This is a genomic window from Paenibacillus sp. Y930 (genome assembly GCF_056786375.1).
This window is the reverse complement of sequence record NZ_JBXCIX010000006.1, coordinates 131,025-151,685: the sequence shown is the minus strand read 5'-3', so window position 1 is coordinate 151,685 and position 20,661 is coordinate 131,025. Positions and strand designations below refer to the sequence as shown.

Annotated in this window: 16 protein-coding genes and 1 pseudogene; 2 read left to right on the top strand and 15 right to left on the bottom strand. The window is 40.9% G+C overall.

Features of this window, described 5'->3' with window-relative positions:
* Positions 1-106: 106 nt before the first annotated feature.
* A complete protein-coding gene (locus AC1TO5_RS17460) occupies positions 107-844 on the top strand; it encodes an alpha/beta hydrolase (RefSeq protein ID WP_482064116.1) in 738 nt (245 codons plus the stop codon).
* Between the two features lie 713 nt (positions 845-1,557).
* On the opposite strand, the pseudogene AC1TO5_RS17455 reads toward AC1TO5_RS17460, so the two are convergent.
* Positions 1,558-2,204 (bottom strand): annotated as a pseudogene (locus tag AC1TO5_RS17455) (transcriptional regulator).
* Positions 2,205-2,843: 639 nt separating this feature from the next.
* The gene (locus AC1TO5_RS17450; protein ID WP_482064115.1) at positions 2,844-3,368 is read right to left on the bottom strand and encodes a low molecular weight protein-tyrosine-phosphatase; all 525 of its coding nucleotides are present in this window, start codon (positions 3,366-3,368) and stop codon (positions 2,844-2,846) included.
* Positions 3,369-3,636: 268 nt separating this feature from the next.
* On the opposite strand from AC1TO5_RS17450, the gene AC1TO5_RS17445 reads away from it, so the two are divergent.
* A complete protein-coding gene (locus AC1TO5_RS17445; RefSeq protein ID WP_482064114.1) occupies positions 3,637-4,278 on the top strand; it encodes a thiamine diphosphokinase in 642 nt (213 codons plus the stop codon).
* A 105-nt stretch (positions 4,279-4,383) separates the two neighbouring features.
* Here the strand turns inward: AC1TO5_RS17445 and AC1TO5_RS17440 are convergent, their stop codons facing one another.
* From AC1TO5_RS17440 to AC1TO5_RS17380, 13 genes are all read right to left on the bottom strand, one after another.
* Entirely contained in the window at positions 4,384-5,160 is a 777-nt protein-coding gene (locus AC1TO5_RS17440) for an MBL fold metallo-hydrolase (protein ID WP_482064113.1), read from the bottom strand.
* Between the two features lie 3 nt (positions 5,161-5,163).
* Positions 5,164-6,519 carry a sensor histidine kinase gene (locus AC1TO5_RS17435; RefSeq protein ID WP_482064112.1) on the bottom strand — a complete coding sequence of 452 codons (1,356 nt, stop codon included), beginning with the start codon at positions 6,517-6,519 and terminating at the stop codon, positions 5,164-5,166.
* Positions 6,519-7,214: a response regulator transcription factor gene (locus AC1TO5_RS17430; RefSeq protein ID WP_482064111.1), complete on the bottom strand. Its 696-nt coding sequence runs from the start codon at positions 7,212-7,214 to the stop codon at positions 6,519-6,521. Before AC1TO5_RS17430 ends, AC1TO5_RS17435 begins: the two co-directional genes overlap by 1 nt.
* A gap of 63 nt (positions 7,215-7,277) precedes the next feature.
* Positions 7,278-8,879, bottom strand: a complete 1,602-nt coding sequence (locus AC1TO5_RS17425; protein ID WP_482064110.1) for a serine/threonine protein kinase — start codon at positions 8,877-8,879, stop codon at positions 7,278-7,280.
* A 182-nt stretch (positions 8,880-9,061) separates the two neighbouring features.
* Complete coding sequence (locus AC1TO5_RS17420; RefSeq protein WP_482064109.1) at positions 9,062-10,081, bottom strand: SAM-dependent methyltransferase; 1,020 nt, start codon at positions 10,079-10,081, stop codon at positions 9,062-9,064.
* A gap of 19 nt (positions 10,082-10,100) precedes the next feature.
* A complete protein-coding gene (locus AC1TO5_RS17415; protein WP_482064108.1) occupies positions 10,101-10,439 on the bottom strand; it encodes a cyclic-phosphate processing receiver domain-containing protein in 339 nt (112 codons plus the stop codon).
* A 60-nt stretch (positions 10,440-10,499) separates the two neighbouring features.
* Positions 10,500-11,306 (bottom strand): Fpg/Nei family DNA glycosylase, encoded by an 807-nt coding sequence (locus AC1TO5_RS17410; protein WP_482064107.1) that lies wholly within the window; start codon positions 11,304-11,306, stop codon positions 10,500-10,502.
* 82 nt (positions 11,307-11,388) lie between these two features.
* Complete coding sequence (locus AC1TO5_RS17405; RefSeq protein ID WP_482064106.1) at positions 11,389-12,198, bottom strand: TIGR01457 family HAD-type hydrolase; 810 nt, start codon at positions 12,196-12,198, stop codon at positions 11,389-11,391.
* A 168-nt stretch (positions 12,199-12,366) separates the two neighbouring features.
* On the bottom strand, positions 12,367-13,686 hold the full coding sequence (locus AC1TO5_RS17400) for a ribonuclease H-like domain-containing protein (RefSeq protein WP_482064105.1): 1,320 nt from the start codon (positions 13,684-13,686) through the stop codon (positions 12,367-12,369).
* A 31-nt stretch (positions 13,687-13,717) separates the two neighbouring features.
* Positions 13,718-15,988 (bottom strand): DEAD/DEAH box helicase, encoded by a 2,271-nt coding sequence (locus AC1TO5_RS17395; protein WP_482064104.1) that lies wholly within the window; start codon positions 15,986-15,988, stop codon positions 13,718-13,720.
* Between the two features lie 236 nt (positions 15,989-16,224).
* Positions 16,225-18,222, bottom strand: coding sequence for a YjhG/YagF family D-xylonate dehydratase (locus AC1TO5_RS17390; RefSeq protein ID WP_482064103.1), 1,998 nt, complete (start codon positions 18,220-18,222; stop codon positions 16,225-16,227).
* Positions 18,223-18,249: 27 nt separating this feature from the next.
* Positions 18,250-19,713 carry an alpha-ketoglutaric semialdehyde dehydrogenase GucD gene (gene gucD, locus AC1TO5_RS17385; RefSeq protein WP_482064102.1) on the bottom strand — a complete coding sequence of 488 codons (1,464 nt, stop codon included), beginning with the start codon at positions 19,711-19,713 and terminating at the stop codon, positions 18,250-18,252.
* A 25-nt stretch (positions 19,714-19,738) separates the two neighbouring features.
* Positions 19,739-20,614 (bottom strand): fumarylacetoacetate hydrolase family protein, encoded by an 876-nt coding sequence (locus tag AC1TO5_RS17380; protein ID WP_482064201.1) that lies wholly within the window; start codon positions 20,612-20,614, stop codon positions 19,739-19,741.
* Positions 20,615-20,661: the final 47 nt, after the last annotated feature.

Here is a 20,661-nt window from a genome sequence, read left to right as displayed (position 1 = left end):
TAACAGTGTAATACAAAAGCTAGTTTTCGCTTTAATTTCACAGATTACCTTTTATTTTCCCTCTTAACTGATTTTCCATACTTTAATTTAAAGGAGATTTTTTACAATGACAGACGCTCGTTATCTAAAACGCACGATCTTAAAAAGTACAGTTGTAAGTAATATTTTGCCTGAAGGCAGTCGCAATTTAAGAGTTTATTTACCACCAGGCTATAATGAAGTATTAAGTTATCCGGTTATTTATTGTCAGGATGGCGAAGATTTCTTCAACTTCGGACGAATTGCAACAACTGCTCAGGAGCTTATTCTTGACGAAGGCATTGAACCGTTTATTATTGTAGGTGTCGATGTTGATAAATCCGTGCGTACGGCTGAATATACGCCCGACGGTGCAAAACATCAAGCTTACGTTGATTTCTTTGCCCGAGAATTGGTTCCTTTTATCGAAGAGAACTATCCGGTGCGCACTACACCTGAAGAGCGTGTACTAGCTGGTGATTCACTCGGTGGAACAGTATCGCTACACATCGCCTTGCAGCACCCGGACTTATTTACAAGAGTGATGTCAATGTCAGGTGCATTCTACGATGCTTCACAGCAAATTGTTGCTACGATTGGTGATCTGGATTGGCTAGATATTTTCATGGTTGTCGGCCTACAAGAGGATGCCTATGAAACAGATACAGGCGTTTATAACTTTGTCCAATTGAATCGTGAGATGAAGCAGTTGTTGGAAGAACGCGATGCGAAAATCTTCTATGAAGAAAAAGATGGTCGCCATCAATGGGGATTTTGGCAGAAGGAAGTACCAGCAGCGATCCGCTACTTCATACCTGAGGGTTAATTCAGGGCGGTTCAAAAAGCAAGCTACTGCAAAAAGGAGTATAACAGTGTCAGCTAATTAGCCACCTGTTATACTCCTTTTCATTTCCAATCTATTGATAGTTATTACGTACTCTGTCAGCACATTGTGTGCTATCCGCTACATAGCACTTTCAGTACATCTCAAACCCATTAGCAATACTAGCGGACTCAGTGGACCTTATTCCTGCGATTTCCGCTTATATTGAGTTTTCACGGACTCAGTGGACCTTATTCGCTCGTTCACTAGTGAATGTTGAGCATAATACTATCAATAGCGTACTGTGTGTCCTCTTACATCGTAAAGTGTTGGTTTTTAACTAATTAGCGTTCTGTGTGTCCGCTCGTTTGCGCACTATTGTGCTTATGCGGCGTAACAAAGCCAAAAGTAGTTTTAATGTGCGTCGCATGGAGCTTATGCCACATTCGCTACCCAACTCAGCAATCTGCGCTAAGCTCACTCAACACATTGTAGCCAATTCGCTACACTAGAGGACTGTAAGGACGTTATTTCTGCGTTTTCCGCTTATATTGAGTTTTCGCGGACTCAGAGGACCTTATTCGCTCGTTCACTAGTGAATGTTGAGCATAATACTATCAATAGCGTTCTCTGTGTCCTCTCAACTCTCAAAGTGTTGATTTATAACTAATTAGCGTACTGTGTGTCCGCTCACATCTTAATGTGCTCGTTTGTGATTACATTCGCAACTTGTATGTACGCGCTCTCTTTTTACCGCTTGCGATTTCTAGTATTTGTACGTCTACGAGATCATGTAAAATCCGCCTTGTATGTCGATCGCATATCCGTAAGTGATCAGCAAGTTCGAACGGTGTAATCGGACGCAAAAGTCGTCGAGTAAATCTCACGGTTTCAGCTTCCAACCACGACAAGTTTCAGGCAAATTCGATGCCATATATTTACCTATAAATGAGAGTACTAATTGTTGACATTGCTGTGGCTCATCCACAATTGAAGGATAGGCAATCGGTAAAAAAGTCCAACCATCTAGTGCCAGCAAACAATGTCGTCGACATAAATCTTTAAAACGCCACACATCCAGATCTCTTGCGTGAGGGCCATAGCCTTGAATCTCAATACCACCTTTTACGCCACCAGGCATATATGCCAAATCCAAATAACGATAGCCATTATTAAAGTCACGAACCTCCCACTCTGGAAACAAATGATTCAAGTTTCCGACAGCAGGAAACCATATAGTTCTGAGAAACTCAACAGTACCATGACCCAGCCCCTTTTGTAATATTTCTAATCTTCTTGGGTTTTTCTCAGTTGTAATATTTTCCGCTAACCACTCTTCATATTGCTTTGTAAAACGATCCATAACATTCGCCTCCTTCTATTTGTAAATTAGCAAGATTCCTGATTGATTTTCTAATACAAACAAAAAGCCGCTTCCACACAATAAACTTCCAAATCAACTGATCTGGATATTCATTGTATAGAAGCGGCGTGTGCTTCACGACCTTATTCAGTCATTATAACGCTAACCATTAAAACCATCAATCACAAAATCAAGACTGATTTCAGTCCTCTTATTCTTCGACCAAATAATTTCACTAAAGCAATGTAAGTTCGCTCGAACACTAGTGTGCTTCCTCAAGCAAACTGCCATTTACATGTTAGTGTGCTGATGCAACTTCAGCTACCCAACTCAGCATTCTTCTGCTAAGTACATTCAGTACGTTAAGTACATTGCGAATCATCCACAACACTTAGCAATTCAATCCATGAAACTAGCGGACTGTAGGGACGTTATTCCTGCGATTTCCGCTTATATTGAGTTTTCACGGACTCAGATGACCTTATTCGCTCGTTTGCTAGTGATTTATGAGCATTTTACCATCAATAGCGTTCTGTGTGTCCGCTCGTTCGCACACTAGTGCGCCTATACCAAACATGCACGCGCCCGCACCCTATTATACCCATTTCGAACTAATTGACGGTTCGCGCATATGTGTGATTATAAGCTTTGCTTGATCTCTTCAAGCAATGTGCGGCAACCCGCTTCCACTAACTCATATACATACTCAAAGTTACCTGTGTAATATGGATCAGGTACTTCAGTAACGTCCGCACCAGCAACTAAAGACATAAACGTAATCACTTTACCTTTAGCTCCTTCTGCTTTTGCTGTATTGAAGACTGACTGTACATCCTTCAAGTTTTGATCATCCATACATACGATATATTGAAAATCCACCTCGTCTGAACCACTAATTTGACGAGCCTTCATACCTGTATATGAAATTTTTCTTCCATCTAATAGCTCTCTTGTTCCTTCGTGAGGTTCTTTTCCAACATGCCAATCCCCTGTGCCAGCAGAATCAACTTCAATCACATCAGATAGCTTCTCTTCCGCAACAAAATGGCGCATAACAGCTTCTGCCATCGGTGATCTGCAAATATTACCAAGGCATACGAATAATACTTTTGTTTTCCTAGTCAAGTTAATACCTCTTTTCTGTTCATTAATCCTATCTATCATAGCGAAAAGATTGATAATGAACAACCATGAACCTTTATTTCAACTCATCATCTAACGGAATCATTAATTCCTCTAGACCCTTTTTCCATTGACGCTTGATTTCAGTGATAGTATTAAATTAAACAAGGGGCTGTCGAAACATGACTTTTTCGCGCAATTCCATTATATTAATGTATAGTGCAGGACAAACGATTATCTACAATCAAAAGAAAGCTCATGCACTGAAGTATAGAAGTATCATTTTCCCGCATGAAAGGAACTCATTATCATGAATTCAAATATCAGCATCATCTGCAGTGGTGGCCAGCTCGGTGAATGGGCACTACCATACATAGACCAACAATATTATCTCATTGGAGCCGATCGCGGTGCTCAGTTTCTAATCGAAAACGCCTTTACTCCGAGTATTGCTATCGGCGATTTTGATTCTGTAACGAAGGAGCAATACCGCAACATTGAACAAAAAAGCAAAGAAATACTTAACTTCGATGCCATTGATAAAGATTATACCGATACGGAACTGTCGTTTCTCCACGCTATCGAGCGTGGCAGCAGCGAAATTATTTTACTAGGCGGACTAGGCACTCGATTTGACCATTCATTAGGCAATATTCAACTTTTGTCGTTAGCACTTAGACAAGGCATTAAAGCTAGTTTGATCGATGCTCATAACCGCATACAACTGATGAATGATAAGCTATTCGTTGAGCGCGATCAATTTGACTATATTTCTCTCCTACCCTACTCCGATGTCGTGACTGGCATTACGCTCGATGGATTCATGTACCCTTTGCATAATGCCACAATCGAAAAAGGTGAATCGATCGGAGTCAGCAACAAGCTTATTGATGGTACAGGAACGATCCAGATTACGACTGGACAATTATTAGTCATTCAATCGAATGATTGATTTAGATTCGAAACAAAGCGCTAATCAGAATAAACTTCGTCCATCTGATCACCTCTTGTTAATTATCATTGTATTGTCCGTAACAACAAACAACCGATTAAGCCACTATAGCTTAATCGGTTGTTTGTTCTGTGCGTATTGAACATGCTCAGGTAAATGAACGCTGTCCCTCACATCAATATGATGCGATAGATGAGTCAATCTCACTTGCTTCGGCTGCCATAATTTAATACATTCCAACACTTCTGTTACATCGTATAATGAGCGTGTTTCAATTGTGAATGGTTCTTTATAGAAGCTCGTACCGATAATAAGCAGATCAAGATCGAACAGCGGCTGCTGCTGCTCTTCTGTTAAAGCAATAGAGTCAGGACAATACACCCAGTTAACTCCTTCTAACTGATGTTCAAAACGGAATGCATAGGAATAGCCATTATGACCATGATTAACCCGCCATATCGATAAGTTCCAATCTGCGAATGTATAGCCCTCATCAAGCGTAATAAATTGAACTTTATTAGAAATCCAAGGAAACCGCTCTTTAATTACATCCAACACTTCTGCCGCCGCATATAAATACGCTGGGAGATCAACATAACGACATTGATCATACCATTGTGGCAAACCACCAATATGATCGAAGTGTGCATGTGTAATAAGCATATGCTGCACAAACCGCTCATTAGCCTGCTCCATCTGCACATACCAGTCTGGTCCACAATCGATCCATAACGGCGCGTGGTTGGTCAGAAACAGCTGAACGCTCGGACGTAATCTGCGATTTATGCCTTCATCCGATCTAGCCTCAGCACAAACATTACACTCACAATAAAGTCTTGGCACACCATGAGCATCACTTGTCCCGCGAAAATAAATATCCATAAGCTACTTCCTTTGTTTAAATTGTAACGTAATTGACGTACCAATATTGTGCAGACTGAATACTTCTACTTTACCTTCATGTAGATCGATGATCCGTTTCGCAATAGCAAGCCCTAGACCTACACCACCGGTCGTTCTCGCCCTTGCACCATCCACGCGATAAAACCGTTCAAATAAATGCGGTATTTCATTTTCAGGGATACCGATTCCTTTGTCCTTCACTTCAATCCGCACAATACCTTTATTTTGCGACACAGAAATATCAATCGTATCTTTGGAATACTTCAGCGCGTTATCGACAAGAATAACGAGAAGCTGTTGAATTTTATCTCTATCCCCGACCATTTTCACATTATGAGATAATGCCTTCACACGAATGGATCGTTGAAATGTCGTTTCCATCATCGTCGCAATCTCATCTACAACGGGAATGACATCAAACGTATCTAACGACAACCAATCCTCTTGTTCAGCTTCGGCAAGAGTTAGCATTGATTTCGTTAATGTTTGTAATCTAATCGTCTCTCTAGCTATAGCGTCAATCGCCTCTGTACGCACACTTTCATCGTTCGCACCCCAACGCTTCAATATATTGGCATAGCTTGAGATAACGGTAAGTGGTGTTTTCAATTCATGCGACGCATCCGCCACGAAAAACTTCTGGCGCTCATAGGTACGATCAAGACGGTCGATCATCTGATTAAATGCACGTATTAGTTGTTGTAACTCTGCAGATTCTTCTCGTTCACCAAGTTCAATCTTGCGGAGCTTACCACTCCGATCAATTTCACGCATCGTAGTGACCATCTGAGAAATCGGCTCTGTTAAGCGAGAGGTAAACCAGTATGTACCAAAAATTGCAAACAATATCGCGCCACCACTCGTTACACTTAGCGCGGCAATTAAAATTTGTAAATAGTCATCCAATTCATCGAGTATTCGATTAACTTCCATCATCGCAATAACGTTACCATCTTCATACAACGGAACCCGTGTATAAATAATTCGCTCACCACTTTTGGTGTACATCCCAGAATGACGATATTGACTATACTCTGTAGGTAATTCTAATAATATCGCATTAGATCCAGTAATATTAACAACACGATTATTCGGACTAATAATCCGTATCATCTCATTTACATTGTAATATTCATTAAGAAGTTCGGCGGTATTCAATCCCCTACCACTCTGGATTCGCGGATTTTCGAGGATGAGCTTCACCTTATTAGAGATGATCTCTTCCTCGCTTTCCGTCGTAATTTTGATGACATAGTAGTAAACGAATATATTAAAAAATATTAGAATTAAGATCAGCCAAAATATGGTGAATAAAGTAAACCTTTTACGTAAAGTCATCAATCAGGCTCCTTGATCATATATCCTACTCCACGAACTGTGTGAATGAGCTTATAGCGGTATCCTTTGTCGAGTTTTTGCCGCAAATAACGAATATATACATCAACTAGATTAGTTTCACCGATGAAATCATAGCCCCAAACTTCAGACAATATTTCTTCACGAGATTTCTCTTCGTTGACATTTTCAACTAAAAATACGAGTAATTCAAATTCTCGTGGCGTTAACTCAATCATATTTTCTTTGCGAGTCACTTTACGAGACCTTAATTCGATCGTTAAATCTCCTAAAGTTATAATATCTGAGCCTTCAGCATCCTTTGACTTCTGTTGGAATATTCGTAAAATATTACGTACCCGCGCTAACAATTCTTCAACTGCAAATGGTTTCGTAATATAATCATTGGCTCCATGTTCAAAGCCACTTACTTTATCAGGAACCGTGTCTCTAGCCGTTAATAATATGATCGGTATAAGATTACCAGACTGCCTTACTTGTCTTAACACTTCTATCCCACTCATCTTAGGAAGCATCACATCTAATAAAACGAGCTGGTACTCGCCAGTATTAATCATCTCATAGCCCATCTTACCATCACTAGCAAGACCGACTTCATAGCCTTCATGTTCAAGTTCTAATTGTAAAATACGGGCTATACCCGCCTCATCTTCAACGACTAATATTTTATCATTCATTGCTTGCACCACCTTATATTCTAGGTACTTTCATCATAAAGGAAGCAAGGTCAATAATGCAAGCTAGTCTACACGCTCAAGCGACAAATCGATTACTTTAATTAATGGCATTAACTTATTTTTTAATTTTTTCAACACTTTAGTTCTACCACTTAACCAATGTCGACTCCACATCTCGCTATAGACGTCTTCCGTTGGTAGCATTGCAATTGAATACACTTCCCGACCATTATTAAGTAGATTCCATGCTTTGCGCCCACTAAAATGACAGTCTTTATTATTAATCCACGTATACGTAATATTATATTTTTCTAATATAGCAAGTAAGCGCTGGATTTTGAGAAAGTTCCTCTCATTACTTACAATAATTGCTGGATCACATACGAGGACGACATAGCTCAATTGTTCACGAATTTGCTCGACTAATTCAGCACTCCACCCACTCGAAAAATCGATTACTTGAACATCTGCTGAGCTATCCTTACTAATTCTTCTTACAAATGAATCCGTAGCATCACAGCTGTTCGTATCCATCGCACTGTGGAATATATGATGCTCGATGAGATCAATCATTACCTCCTTATAGTACGGATCGATTTCCTTCATCGCTGGATTAGACTCCGCAAGCTGCTTCTGCACAATGGGAATACTTTCTAGACAAGCGGATGGTCCACAAAACTCAATCAGTTTCACACGTTCGTGTAATGCGTAGTGCTGAGCAATTAACATCGCGATTGTCGTCGCACCAGCTTGTGAATGAAGAGAGAACACTGCGATAGATTTGCTCCTCTGAGCATTGCATAGTGGTTGCTTAACTGAATAAGTGGCTTGCGGAGAAGAATGTCGAGAAGCTAACCGAAGCAATTGTGTCTTCACTTGTGAAGCTTGTTCGATTCTATATTGTGGGTTAGGCTGCAAACAGTGTAGAATTAGATGTCGTAGCGCAATTGAAATATGAGCCAATTCACGTTTAATAATGTATTCTATTTGTTGTAAATCATACTGATTCGCTAGTTGTTTCCCCTCGGTACATAAAAAGTAGAGTATACAACCAAAGCTATATAGATCACTTCGCTCATCTGTCGGTATCCCTTTCATCTGCTCGGGTGAAGCAAATCCGGGGGTACCCAGTGCGATAGTAGGCTGCACCCGATGCGTGCGATGTCGCTTACTTATACCAAAATCAATTAATTTGACATGTCCATTTCGGCAAATCATTATATTCGTTGGTTTAATATCTCGATGTATAATAGCGGGAGACTGTTCATGTAAATATTGGATTGCTTCAATCAGTTCGATGCTCATCGACAATATAAGTTCGTAAGATAGTGGAAACTTTTGCTCTACACAAAACTGATCAAGCTGTTGACCTTCGATCCACTCCATTACGATGATCTCATTGTGCTGTTCATTAGCATGATAATGATCATAAATCATCGGCAAGCCTTGATGTTGAAGCAATGTTAGCAACTTAGCTTCAGACTCTCTCACAGTAGTAAATCTCGTACGTTCCTGTAACTCCGGCTTCAATACCTTCATCGCTCTAATCATTCCCTCTAGCCTAAGATCACGTACTTTATATAGCCGACCCATCCCTCCTTCTGCAACATATTCTGCTACACTATAACGATCTTGAATAACAGTACCTAACGCTAAAGGTTTCATCGCAATCTCCTCCATTTTACTAAAGCTAGCGCCCATGCTCGCCGCATAAGTCCATGTTCGCCGCACAAAAAAAAAGCATTCCACCGCCGGTTAGGCAGTAGAATGCTTTTCTACAACACATTATCTAGTTTTAATATGCAATAACTTATTTTGTTCTATTATACAATAACAAGCACCATTATTTAACCATTTTTCTGAATCAGCAATGTAATTTCATCACGATTATGGAAAAGTTGTTTTGCTTGTAATACATTATAACCCGAACCTAATCTTTCCTTCACTTCTCGAATACTTTGCATAACTTTTTTGTTCATTAGTTTTAACGTAATGACGCCGTAAGAATAAGGCTTTAATGCAGGACGTAATCCTATTACTAATTTACTCATTAACAATGGATTCCAGCTCATATCACATACAATAAGATCAAAGCTAGCTTTCGGAAGCTTAACATCTGAGGCATTCATCTTCAGATGAGTTAGCGCTGGATGACGCATAACTTGCTCATCCAATACCGCTGGATCAATAGCTGTTACTTTCAAGCCTCGCTCTAACAGCAAACTACTCCAGCCTCCAGGAGCAGCGCCAACGTCGATTGCTTGTTTGAATAATGATAGATCTAGTCCAAATACTTTCTCCGCCTCAAGCAGCTTGAACTTGGCACGAGAAGCTTGTCCTTCCTCACGTTGGAAACGGATCGCACCACCAGGCCAATCTGAACGCATCTCCTCCACCGTTCCAAAACCAACATAAAGATGAGAATGATGCGCGTAAATCGCAATAATAAGATCAGGATTTTGTAAAACTAGCTGCCCACCCGCTTCTACAATTGCTGCTTCCATAACCTCTTTAATCTCTGCCTTCGTATTAACAAGCAAGCTGTCACGGCTTGTACGAATATGGATCGAAATTTGTTTGTCAGAAATTGAAGTTTCAATATAAGAAATCATCTGAACAAGCTGCTCTACATCTGAAGCTTGTCCTGTTAATGCAAATTCCCGATCAATAGGTTGTACATGTCTTAGAAAGATAAGTTCCGAAGTGGACAACTGCTGCCCGACCTCATCACTTTCCATCGGTATATCGAATAAAAACACTTCACCAGGTACAAGCTGTGTGAAATGAATCGTTGTAAATGTTCTGCGCAGTTCCTCCATTGCATATGGGGAAAAGTTTTTATTGGATGTACCTATCCACTTACTCATGTTTTGCCTCTTTCATCGTTCAATTTGATTTTTTGTTAATGTCATCCATAACTTGTTGAGGCATGGCTCTGCCGAACAGTTCAACATCAGCTGGTATCGATTCCTTCAAAGCTTCATACATTTGTTCACGACCAAACATACTCGATGTGTGCAAATAGATCGTCCTTGGAAATTTACCTGTTGCAATAAGATGCCGAACGACTTCATAACCCGTTGGTTGATTCCAACCAAGATCAAAATCTAAAGATAGTATATCGATCTCTTCCATATCAATTAACATTTTACACTCAGCCGCATCTTTTGCAAGTACGAAACCTGTAGGACATTTGCGGAAATCATCTAAATAGACATGAATCATATGATAGTCTCCTTTATACTATTACCAAGTTTTGTACTTATCAATGAAGCAGCTCATTCATTATTGCTGACAATTTGGACATATATAGCTTTTTTGCTTTGCTACAACAATGTGCTGGATTGGCTCTGAGCAGACGTGACATGGCTCACCTTCACGTTGATAGACTTGTAACTTGTCAATATAGCTCCCTGTAAATGAGTCCTGCGCAAACAATGCTTGTTCCCTAGACCCACCATCAGCAATTGCATTTTTCATGATCGTTTGCAGCGCTGTATATAATGCTTCACCCTCGGCTGCTGTTAACGTATTTGCTTTACGATTAGGCATCAGGCGCGCTGCAAACAATATTTCATCACTATAAATTGCACCAATTCCCGTCATTAACGTGGCATCGAGCAGTAGTGTTTTCAAATAATTACGTTTTTTCCCTAATACAAGTTGCAGCGCACTTAATGTAAAGCGCTTATCAAGCGGGTCTGGTCCACATATTTTCAGTTGGTCATCTACTTCCCGAACCGTTAGCAATTGAACAGCTTCATCCGCAAGATCGTAGAAAGCAACGTAGCGATTATTAAAGTACAATACCAAATGCGCACCTGATTTCAATGCTTCGCCAGATTCGCCACCATAAAAACGGCTTCCTTCTTGTAAATAAATCATCAGGCGCTTGCCCGTATCAAGATGCAAGATCAGATGACCTGCTCGGCGTTCGACAAACCATATCGTCGCGTGCACTAATGCATCGGTTAGTCTTGTTTTTTTACCTACTAATACTTTACTATTTACAACGATTTTCGTTATTGGAGCTCCTGCATACTTTTCAGCTAACACAGCGCGTATAACATCTAATTCTGGTAATTCGTACATGCTTGAAATCCTCCCTATCATGTTCCAAGAACATTACATCTACTCTATTATATTTGGTGATAAATTTGATCAAATAATAATATTAGTCCTTCATCAAAAACTGTTGGAAGTCATATATCGTTTCGAAAATATAATCAGCATCGCATCCAGCCTGCTCCGTATAGTATGACTTATTATTAGCATTCGTTAACCCTGTATATAATAACACAGTACCACAACCAGAATGAACACCTGCTGCAATATCAGTAGACATATTATCACCAACTACTAACGCTTCATGTGCTTCAATGCCAAGCTGAGACAGTGCATAGTGAACAAGAATTTTCGATGGCTTGCCAATAACAATCGGCTGCTTGCCAGATGAAGCTTGTAACATCGCGCCTATTGATCCCGCTCCAGGAATGAAGCCTCCATTGGCAGGTAGTAACAAATCTGGATTCGTCATAATGAATGTTGCACCTTCGCGAATGAGAGTAATCGCTTGGGTAGCCTTTTCATAATTGAACGACTTATCTATTCCTTGAACGACATAATCTGGATTCTGATCTGTAATTTCGATTCCAGCATCTAACAATGCATTCCGTAAGCCGTGCTCACCAATGATAAAAGCTTTTGGTCGACTCGGACCACATTGCTTGGCTATATAATGTGCTGTAGCTTGAGCAGACGTGCATATATGTTCAGCATTTGCAGAAATACCCATTGTGTTCAATCGCTCGGCAACTTGCTGTGCCGTCGCCGAAGAATTATTCGTAACGAATCGATATAGCCAATTATGCTCCTGCAAATATGTTATGAATTGACTTGCACCTTCGATTGGCGAATCGCCATGATACATCGTACCATCCAAATCAATAAGCAACGCTTTATATTTGTTATGCATAGCTGTCATTTTATCCTTCTCCTATTATATGAACAGATCATAAAGATGCTATTCAATTAATACTGTTCTTAAAATTAATTTATTTCATTAATATTCAAGATAACATAATAATTCATTTCTTTACAGAGAAAAAAAGCTAATGGCAGGAAAACCCTAGCATTAGCTGCACGTTACTATCTAATTATCGCCTTTTTTCGCTATCCTCGTCAAACGTTTGCGGATCGCTTCGATTTGTTGCTGTTCATTACGCAGTTTGCGCCGAGCATAATTCACATAGTTCAATGATGCCTCCAAAGCGATCGTTGCATAATGATATGCTTTATCATATTGCTTCGTCTTATGCTCATAATACATTGAAAGTTCAATCGCTGCATCAATCTCATCCCGCTGTGGAAATTTACCGATATGTTCAACCATTCGATGCCAAAGTAACAGTGCTCGAGACATATGCCGTTGCTTCTTATCTCGCATAGCTAGCAGCATTAACGTATTGGAGGCGGTAGTCGGAACATGTACTGCCATCGTATATAATTGTTCGGAATAAGTAGTTAACCCCATCTTTTCTAACCAAAGACCTGTCCGAACCATTTCCTCTGGCTCTGATGGCTGCTGTACATAATGAGTAATTTCTGTATCACTTAACAAATAAGCAAAACGGGTTGCCAATGAGACTAATGATAGCATATCAATTTCATTATGAAGAAATACACCTTCTAATATCGTTGGATTGCCGTCTGCCAAATATTCGAAATACAATCTAGGCGCTTCTGATCCAGGTACATCTTCAACTCGCGTAATTCCTAAGCGCATCTCCTCGATATGACTAAGCTTGCAGGATTCTAACGTATTACGCCATAAACTGCGTGAAGGGTGTAGCAAATCAATATGAAGCGGCTCCCATATTTCTTGACGCATCCCATTCATAACGTAGCGACTATGTACCAATGGCCAGTCAAAGCTTTTACCGTTATATGAAATTAGATGAGTATAGCGTTTTGTTAGATGATGTAAATATGCAAGCATCGCTCGCTCTTCCGCAGGATGACGAATTAATGCTTGCTGAACGATAAGTTCATTATTTTCCCAATAGGCTAGTCCGATCATAAATGGTATATTACCTGCACCTACACCAAGTCCTGTAGTCTCCAAATCGAGAAATAGAATATTTTCTGAATGTGCTTGATGCTCTGGGAAAAAGGCTTGGAGATGATGAGCAACTTGAGGCCATTCCCCTAGTCGATGCATGCCGTGATAATGAGTACTGCCATATCGATGCGTGCGCATTAAAAATTCACCATGCTCATTACTTACGACATGTACATCAAGCGCACTCCACTGCTCTGCATATGGTTCTTTCACTTGCGCTATTGCTACTTGATCAACTGCCGCTGCACCTTCAGCTTGAGATGCTTCACTTACAATTGTATTGCTACTATGAGACTGCTCAGCATTGTTTACGCCTTGCAATCGTTGTAAACGCGATTTCAAACTACTCATCCAGCCCCTCCTCTCAGCACATTGATAGTAATTATAGATCTAGTAATTGCAACGCAGCTTGTTTCCCAATGATGCCAACCTCTTCAATCGGACCAACACATGCAGGACAACCACTAATGCACTGACATTGCGTTATTAATTGCTGCGCATTAGCAATAAGCGAAGTATGAATCTCATATAGCCTTTTGCTGAGACCAATGCCACCAGGATATCGATCATAGAAAAAGATCGTTGGTTTCCCCGTGTGTAATGCTTTCACTTGAGGCATAACACGAATATCAAAAGGATCACACATCAGATAAAGCGGAGCTATATTAGATAGTACATTCGATAGACCTAAGAGCGCAGATTGCACCTGTTCCTTCGTCATAGCCGCTAATCGCTCATCGGAGAAAGTAAACCAATAGCTAGCCGTATGCAGCTCTTCCTCTGGTAGATGAATCGGCCCTGATCCAATATTTTCATGAGTGAGCAATCTGATTTTTTTGAAAATAGTTGGCTGTGCATTGACCGTAACTTCACCATAGCATTGCTCTAGCTCACCAGTTACTTTCTGTTGATCGATATGAAGCACCTTCAACTCAACAGCGAGATTAGCGTCTGTATAATAATCTACATCTACTTCTCGAACATACGCCTTCTTCTCTTCATAATCTAGTTTTTCAACTTGATATTGAATACCTTCATGAATATAGATCGCTTCTTCATGAATTAATGTCGGTGCGCTAAACCGATCCACTTCACCGATCACCTTATTTTGATTGCTAATATCAATAATAATAAAGTTTTCACCCGCGGCTGAGCGCAGTGATATATTGTGCGCTGGGAATGATTGCTCCATCCAGAACCATCTGTCACCAGAATAAGTAACCACCTTCTCTTCAGTTAGAAATTCTAACATATCCTCCAAAGATTCCTTGCCAAATTGTTCACCACGTTGGAACGGTAATTCATAGGCTGCACATTTCACATGATCAATTAAAATTAATAAATTATCAGGATCGATCAATGCTCGTTCAGGTGGTCGATTGAAGAAATAATCAGGATTTTGCACCATATATTGATCAAGTGGACTACTACTAGCGACGAGGAAAGTAACCGATACTTCATTACGTCGCCCTGCTCGTCCCGATTGCTGCCAAGTACTGGCGATCGTGCCAGGATATCCATTCAATACACAAGCTTGCAGCTGTCCTATATCAATGCCCAGCTCAAGCGCATTCGTGCTTACAACAGCTTTGATTTCTCCAGAACGCAAGCCCTTTTCAATCTCCCTGCGCAGCTTTGGTAAGTAGCCTCCACGATACCCACGAATCGTATGATCATTCACTTTATGATCCGTTAACTCTTGTAAATAAGTAAGCAGCAGCTCCACACGAACACGACTTCTAGCAAATACGATCGTTTGTAGACCCTGCTTAATGAGCATACCTGCTAGCTTTTTCGTTTCAAGCACACTACTTCTGCGGATGCCGAGCTGTTCATTAACGACAGGCGGATTATAGAAAATAAAGTGCTTCTCACCTGAAGGTGCTCCGTTCACATCAACGACATGAACTGGCTTGCCGATGAGACGCGAAGCATGTTCACCAGGGTTATCAATAGTCGCAGAAGCTAATAAAAATTGCGGATTTGAACCATAGAAATGACAAATACGTAACAATCTACGAATAACATTGGCAACATGTGAGCCAAATACGCCTCGATAAGCATGCACTTCATCGATAACGATGAATTTCAAGTTTTCGAATAGCTTTACCCATTTCGTATGATGCGGCAATATAGCCGAATGCAGCATATCTGGATTCGTAACGACAATATGACCAGCATTACGAATCGCTGTGCGAGCGCTCGGTGGCGTATCCCCATCATACGTATTACATTTCAATTCACAATCCATAAGGTCGGCAAATTGTTGCAGCTCCGCCACTTGGTCTTGCGCTAATGCTTTCGTCGGAAACATATATAATGCTCTTGACTCTGGATGTTCCACGATTTCTTGCAGAACAGGAAGGTTATAGCATAATGTCTTACCCGATGCCGTTGGCGTAACCGTTACAACATGCATACCACGACTAGCAGCTTCAAATGCATCTCGTTGATGCGTATATAGTTCAGTCATCCCTTTACTTTGCAACGCTTTATAAAGTTCTGGATGTAAATCTATTGGTAAACTAACGGAAAAAGCATCTCTTGGTGGAATAACGCGCCATTCCGTTACGTTTTTCATAATTTCAGTTTGATCCTTCAGTCCACGCAGCCATTCCTGCATATCTTTTGCCTTACCTGTCCACTCGTTCATCCCATTACTCCTTACTTTCTGCTGTCGCATTAGGTTGTACGCATATGATCTTTTCTCCATTCTAGTGTACAGAATATATGTTCGTAATACAATGGAATTTGTTCACTTAAAATTAACTTGCTGTTAATGAAATTTCTACCTAGACAAATAAAAGTGTTGCTGAGTAAATCAGCAACACTTTTACTGTTAACTTTCAAATTAGTTCGTCCAAAAAACTGGTTTTATACATAAGTAGTTTATTGATAGCTTTTCAGTAATTGTTGACCTTCCTCAGATCTCATCCCTATTTCTAATAGTGACTTGATACGTTCAGTGTCATAGATACATCCGCGCCATGTTCCACCGCTTGCAGCTTGCAGCGCAGCCCATAGAATAGTATCAGCTGGCAGGTCTGGATCGGCGGATAGTTCTGGATGAATAGCTCGTATCGCTAATACCCTATTTCCCTCTTCAATTGTTGAAGGGAAATGATCATCTCCAACCATATTTATCGAGCCCTCGAGCGTGAATAAATTAATTTGGATATCAATCCAATCTCCCGTTCTTAGCTTACCAATTGGACCGCCCGCTAATGCTTCTGGTCCAATATGACCAATACAAGCACCTGTCGATACGCCAGAGAAACGAGCATCTGTAATTAAGGATACATCTTTTCCATACGGCAAATATTTCAGTGCAGAGGTTAGCTGATAGGTTTCCTCCATACCTGTTCCAGAAGGACCACGGCCAATTAACACTAAAATATCTCCCGCTTCAATCATCTTACTTTTAATAGCAGCAATCGCAGATTTCTCAGTGGTAAATACTTTTGCTTTACCTGTATGACTGTACACACCATTCACATCCACTTTACTTGGATCTATAGCTGTGGACTTAATGACGGAGCCTTCAGGTGCAATATTGCCTATTGGAAAAGTAAGAGTAGAGGTTAATCCTGCGGCTTTGGCTTGTTCAGGACTATAAATTACTTCCTCTGGCAACACACCGTCCTTATCGATTAGTAATTGCCTCACTGCTTTCCTTCTGCTAGAGCCTTCCCACCAATCAATTACTTCGCCGATCGTTTGCCCTGTTACTGTTCTTGCCTGTTCTTTGATAACTCCCAGCTTTCTTAGCTGTAGCATCACCTCTGGCACTCCACCAGCAAGGAATGCGCGAATAGTAGTATGGGGCTGCGGTCCATTAGGTAATACACTAACTAATCTTGGTACTCGTCTATTCACTTCTGCCCAATCCTGAACCGTTGGGATAGTTAAGCCTGCGGCATGGGCAATAGCTGGAATATGTAATAAGAGATTCGTTGAACCGCCGAATGCAGCATGTATGACCATTGCATTATGAATGGAATCATCTGTCAAAATATCCTTTGTCGTTAACCCAAGGCTATCCATATGGATAGCTGCTCTTGCCGATTGACGAGCCATCTCATGCCATATTTTTTGCCCTGAGGGAGCAAGTGCTGCATGGGGAACAGTAAGACCCATCGCTTCCGCAATGACCTGTGCTGTACCAGCTGTGCCGAGAAATTGACATCCGCCACCTGGAGTTGCGCAAGCCTTGCAGCCTAATTCCGCAGCATCCTCTAAGCTTAGATCTCCATTAGCATATCTTGCACTGATCGTTTGAATTTTTCCGGCATCTTCCCCATTCGTCGGTGGCAACGTAACACCGCCAGGCACAATGATCCCTGGCAATTGAGGAGAACCTGCAATAGCAAGCATCATAGCAGGCAGCCCCTTATCACAAGTGCCTACGCCAATAACTGCTACTCTTTTCGGCAAGGAACGGATTAATCTACGCAACACAATCGCAGCGTCATTACGATAAGGTAATGAATCGAACATACCAGTCGTACCTTGTGTGCGACCATCACAAGGATCACTCACGAATCCTGCAAATGGAATACCGCCACTATCATTAATTTCTTCAGCGACAGACTTCATCAATTCTCCGATTTCCCAGTGACCCGTATGATAGCCTAATGCAATGGGCTGCCCATTCACATCTCTAATTCCACCTTGTGTGCCTAATATAAGAATTTGCTTTCCTAGTAAATGATTTGGACTCCAGCCCATTCCTACATTTTGCGATAAACCAAACAAGTCACCACTAGGAGAGTTTCGCAGCATATCAGGTGTAAGTGGCAATTTCCCCTCTGGTCCCGATGCATGCGTAAAAATATCGTATATTCCATCTATTTCCTGACCCATAATATCCTCGATTTTCATACACATGCTCGCCCCTTTCTACTTGTCTATCATTTATGATTTAATAAAGACTGTTTTAATAGAGGTATAGAATTCAATAGCTGCTTGGCCTTGCTCTCTTGAATGAGAGCTTGATTGCTTCATACCGCCAAATGGAGCTTGCAGTTCAACTCCGGCTGTTTCCGCATTCACTCTTACCATTCCTGCTTCCATATCTTGAATAAAATGCATCATATGCTGAATATTGCGGGTATAAATAGAAGCACTTAATCCATACTCAGAATCATTAGCCAGTTTAATCGCTTCTTCAAAGGAATCAGCCTCAATGAGCGTAAGTACAGGGCCGAAAATTTCTTCTTGCGCTATTCTCATATGAGGCTTCACTTCGTCAAAAATAGTAGGCTCGACATAGAATCCCTCTTGGAGCAATGGATTTTGGGGTGCTGATCCGCCAGTAAGAAGTCTTGCACCTTCTTCTTTCCCTAATTCGATATAGGATAGAACGGTTTCCATCTGTTTTTCATTCGCACAAGGACCTAACCACGTAGCGGAATCCATGCCGTCTCCAACTGTTAAAGTTGATACCTTCTCGACTAGCTTTTGTTTGAATGTCTCGAATACATCCTTCAACACAATGACTCTACTAGTTGCTGTACATTTTTGACCTGTGGATTTCAAACCTCCACTAATCGTACCCTCCACAGCTAGATCGAGATCTGCATCACTTGCAATAATGATAGGATTTTTTCCACCCATCTCTAGCTGGTATTTTGCTCCCCGCGCTAAAGCGGCTTGACCTACCTGCTTTCCTACCGTATTAGAGCCTGTAAAGCTGATGCCATCTATTAATTTATGCTCAGCGATACCTTGACCAATCGTGATACCGCTTCCAATAATCATATTCAACACACCTAATGGCAGCTTTGCCTGATCAAAACAGTCCATAATTTTTGCGGCCGTTACTCCAGTTTCCGTTGCTGGCTTCCATACAACGGTATTTCCATAGATAAGTGCAGGAGCAATTTTCCAAATTGGAATCGCCACAGGAAAATTCCAAGGTGAAATGACACCTACAACCCCTAATGAAGTTCTTGTCGTAAACATTAACGCATCCGCATCAGTCGAAGGAATAACTTCGCCAATTTTCCTCATACCTTCGCCAGCATAGTATCTTAAGATTGCAACTCCACGTGCAGTTTCACCCTTTGCTTCGGCCAATGTTTTACCCATTTCTCTTGTCATCGTTTCTGCAACTTCATTTATTCGAGCTTCAAGAATATCTGCTACTTTATACAGATAATTACCACGTTCAGAACCTGCTAGCTTTCTCCAGCTATGTTTTGCTTGATGGGCTGATTCAATAGCAGCTTCCAAATCTTCTGCTGTGGAAACTGGCAGCCAACCCACTACCTCATTTTTGTGAGCAGGATTAATACTTTTTTGTAATTGCTCTTCTTTTGTATACTGCCAGCTGCCTTGAATATAATTACCATATACTTGCTCTGTCATCTGAACCATCCTTTCTCCTCCAAACCATGTTTTCTTAAGCACAAATCACGCTATTTCTTAACGTACCAATTGTAGCAATTTCAATTTCAATGACATCATGTTCCTGTAAAGTGAACTGATTAGGTGGCACAATACATGTACCGGTTAATAGCACAGTTCCATCAAAAACAATATTATCTCTTATCAGAAATGATACTAATTCATCCAGCTTACGCTTTAATTGCGAGGTATTAGCCGTCTCCTCAACTACCTTCTTGCCATCACGATAGATTCGGCAAATCATATCGAGGTTATAAGGATCATTTACCGTTTCCGCCAAGCGAATTGCAGGTCCTATTGAACAGGAGTTTTTCCATATTTTCGCTTGAGGCAGATAGAGTGGATTTTCCCCTTCTATATCTCGGCAGCTCATATCATTACCGACGATATAACCTAATATCTCGCCCTTGTTATCTAATAATAGTCCTAACTCAGGCTCTGGCACCTGCCAATTAGAGTCACTTCGAATACAGACCTCATCACCAGGACCTACAGTACGAGCAGCTGTAGATTTCATAAATAGCTCAGGTCTTTCTGCCTCATAGACTTTGTCGTAGAAGGTTAATGCATCTAATTTACCATCCGTTGCCTCGTAATTTCGTGCTTCCTTACTCCGTCCATAGGTTACACCTGCCGCCCATACCTCTGGTGCGATAATGGGAGTGAGTACGTTCAGCTTGTCGATATCTACATGTTTCGTTGATTTTCCGATTCGAGTTGATTCTACGTACTGTAATGCCGTTTGACCCAACGCTTTTGCGTTGTTGAATACACTCATAACATCGGTTTCACTTAATTCACATAGCAGTTGAGCATCATTAATACTCGCAAGCTTAATCGTATCCTCTTCAGCATATCGAATAATTCTCATCATCTAGCCTCCATTTGTTTTATATTATAAAACAGTGTTCTTAAGTA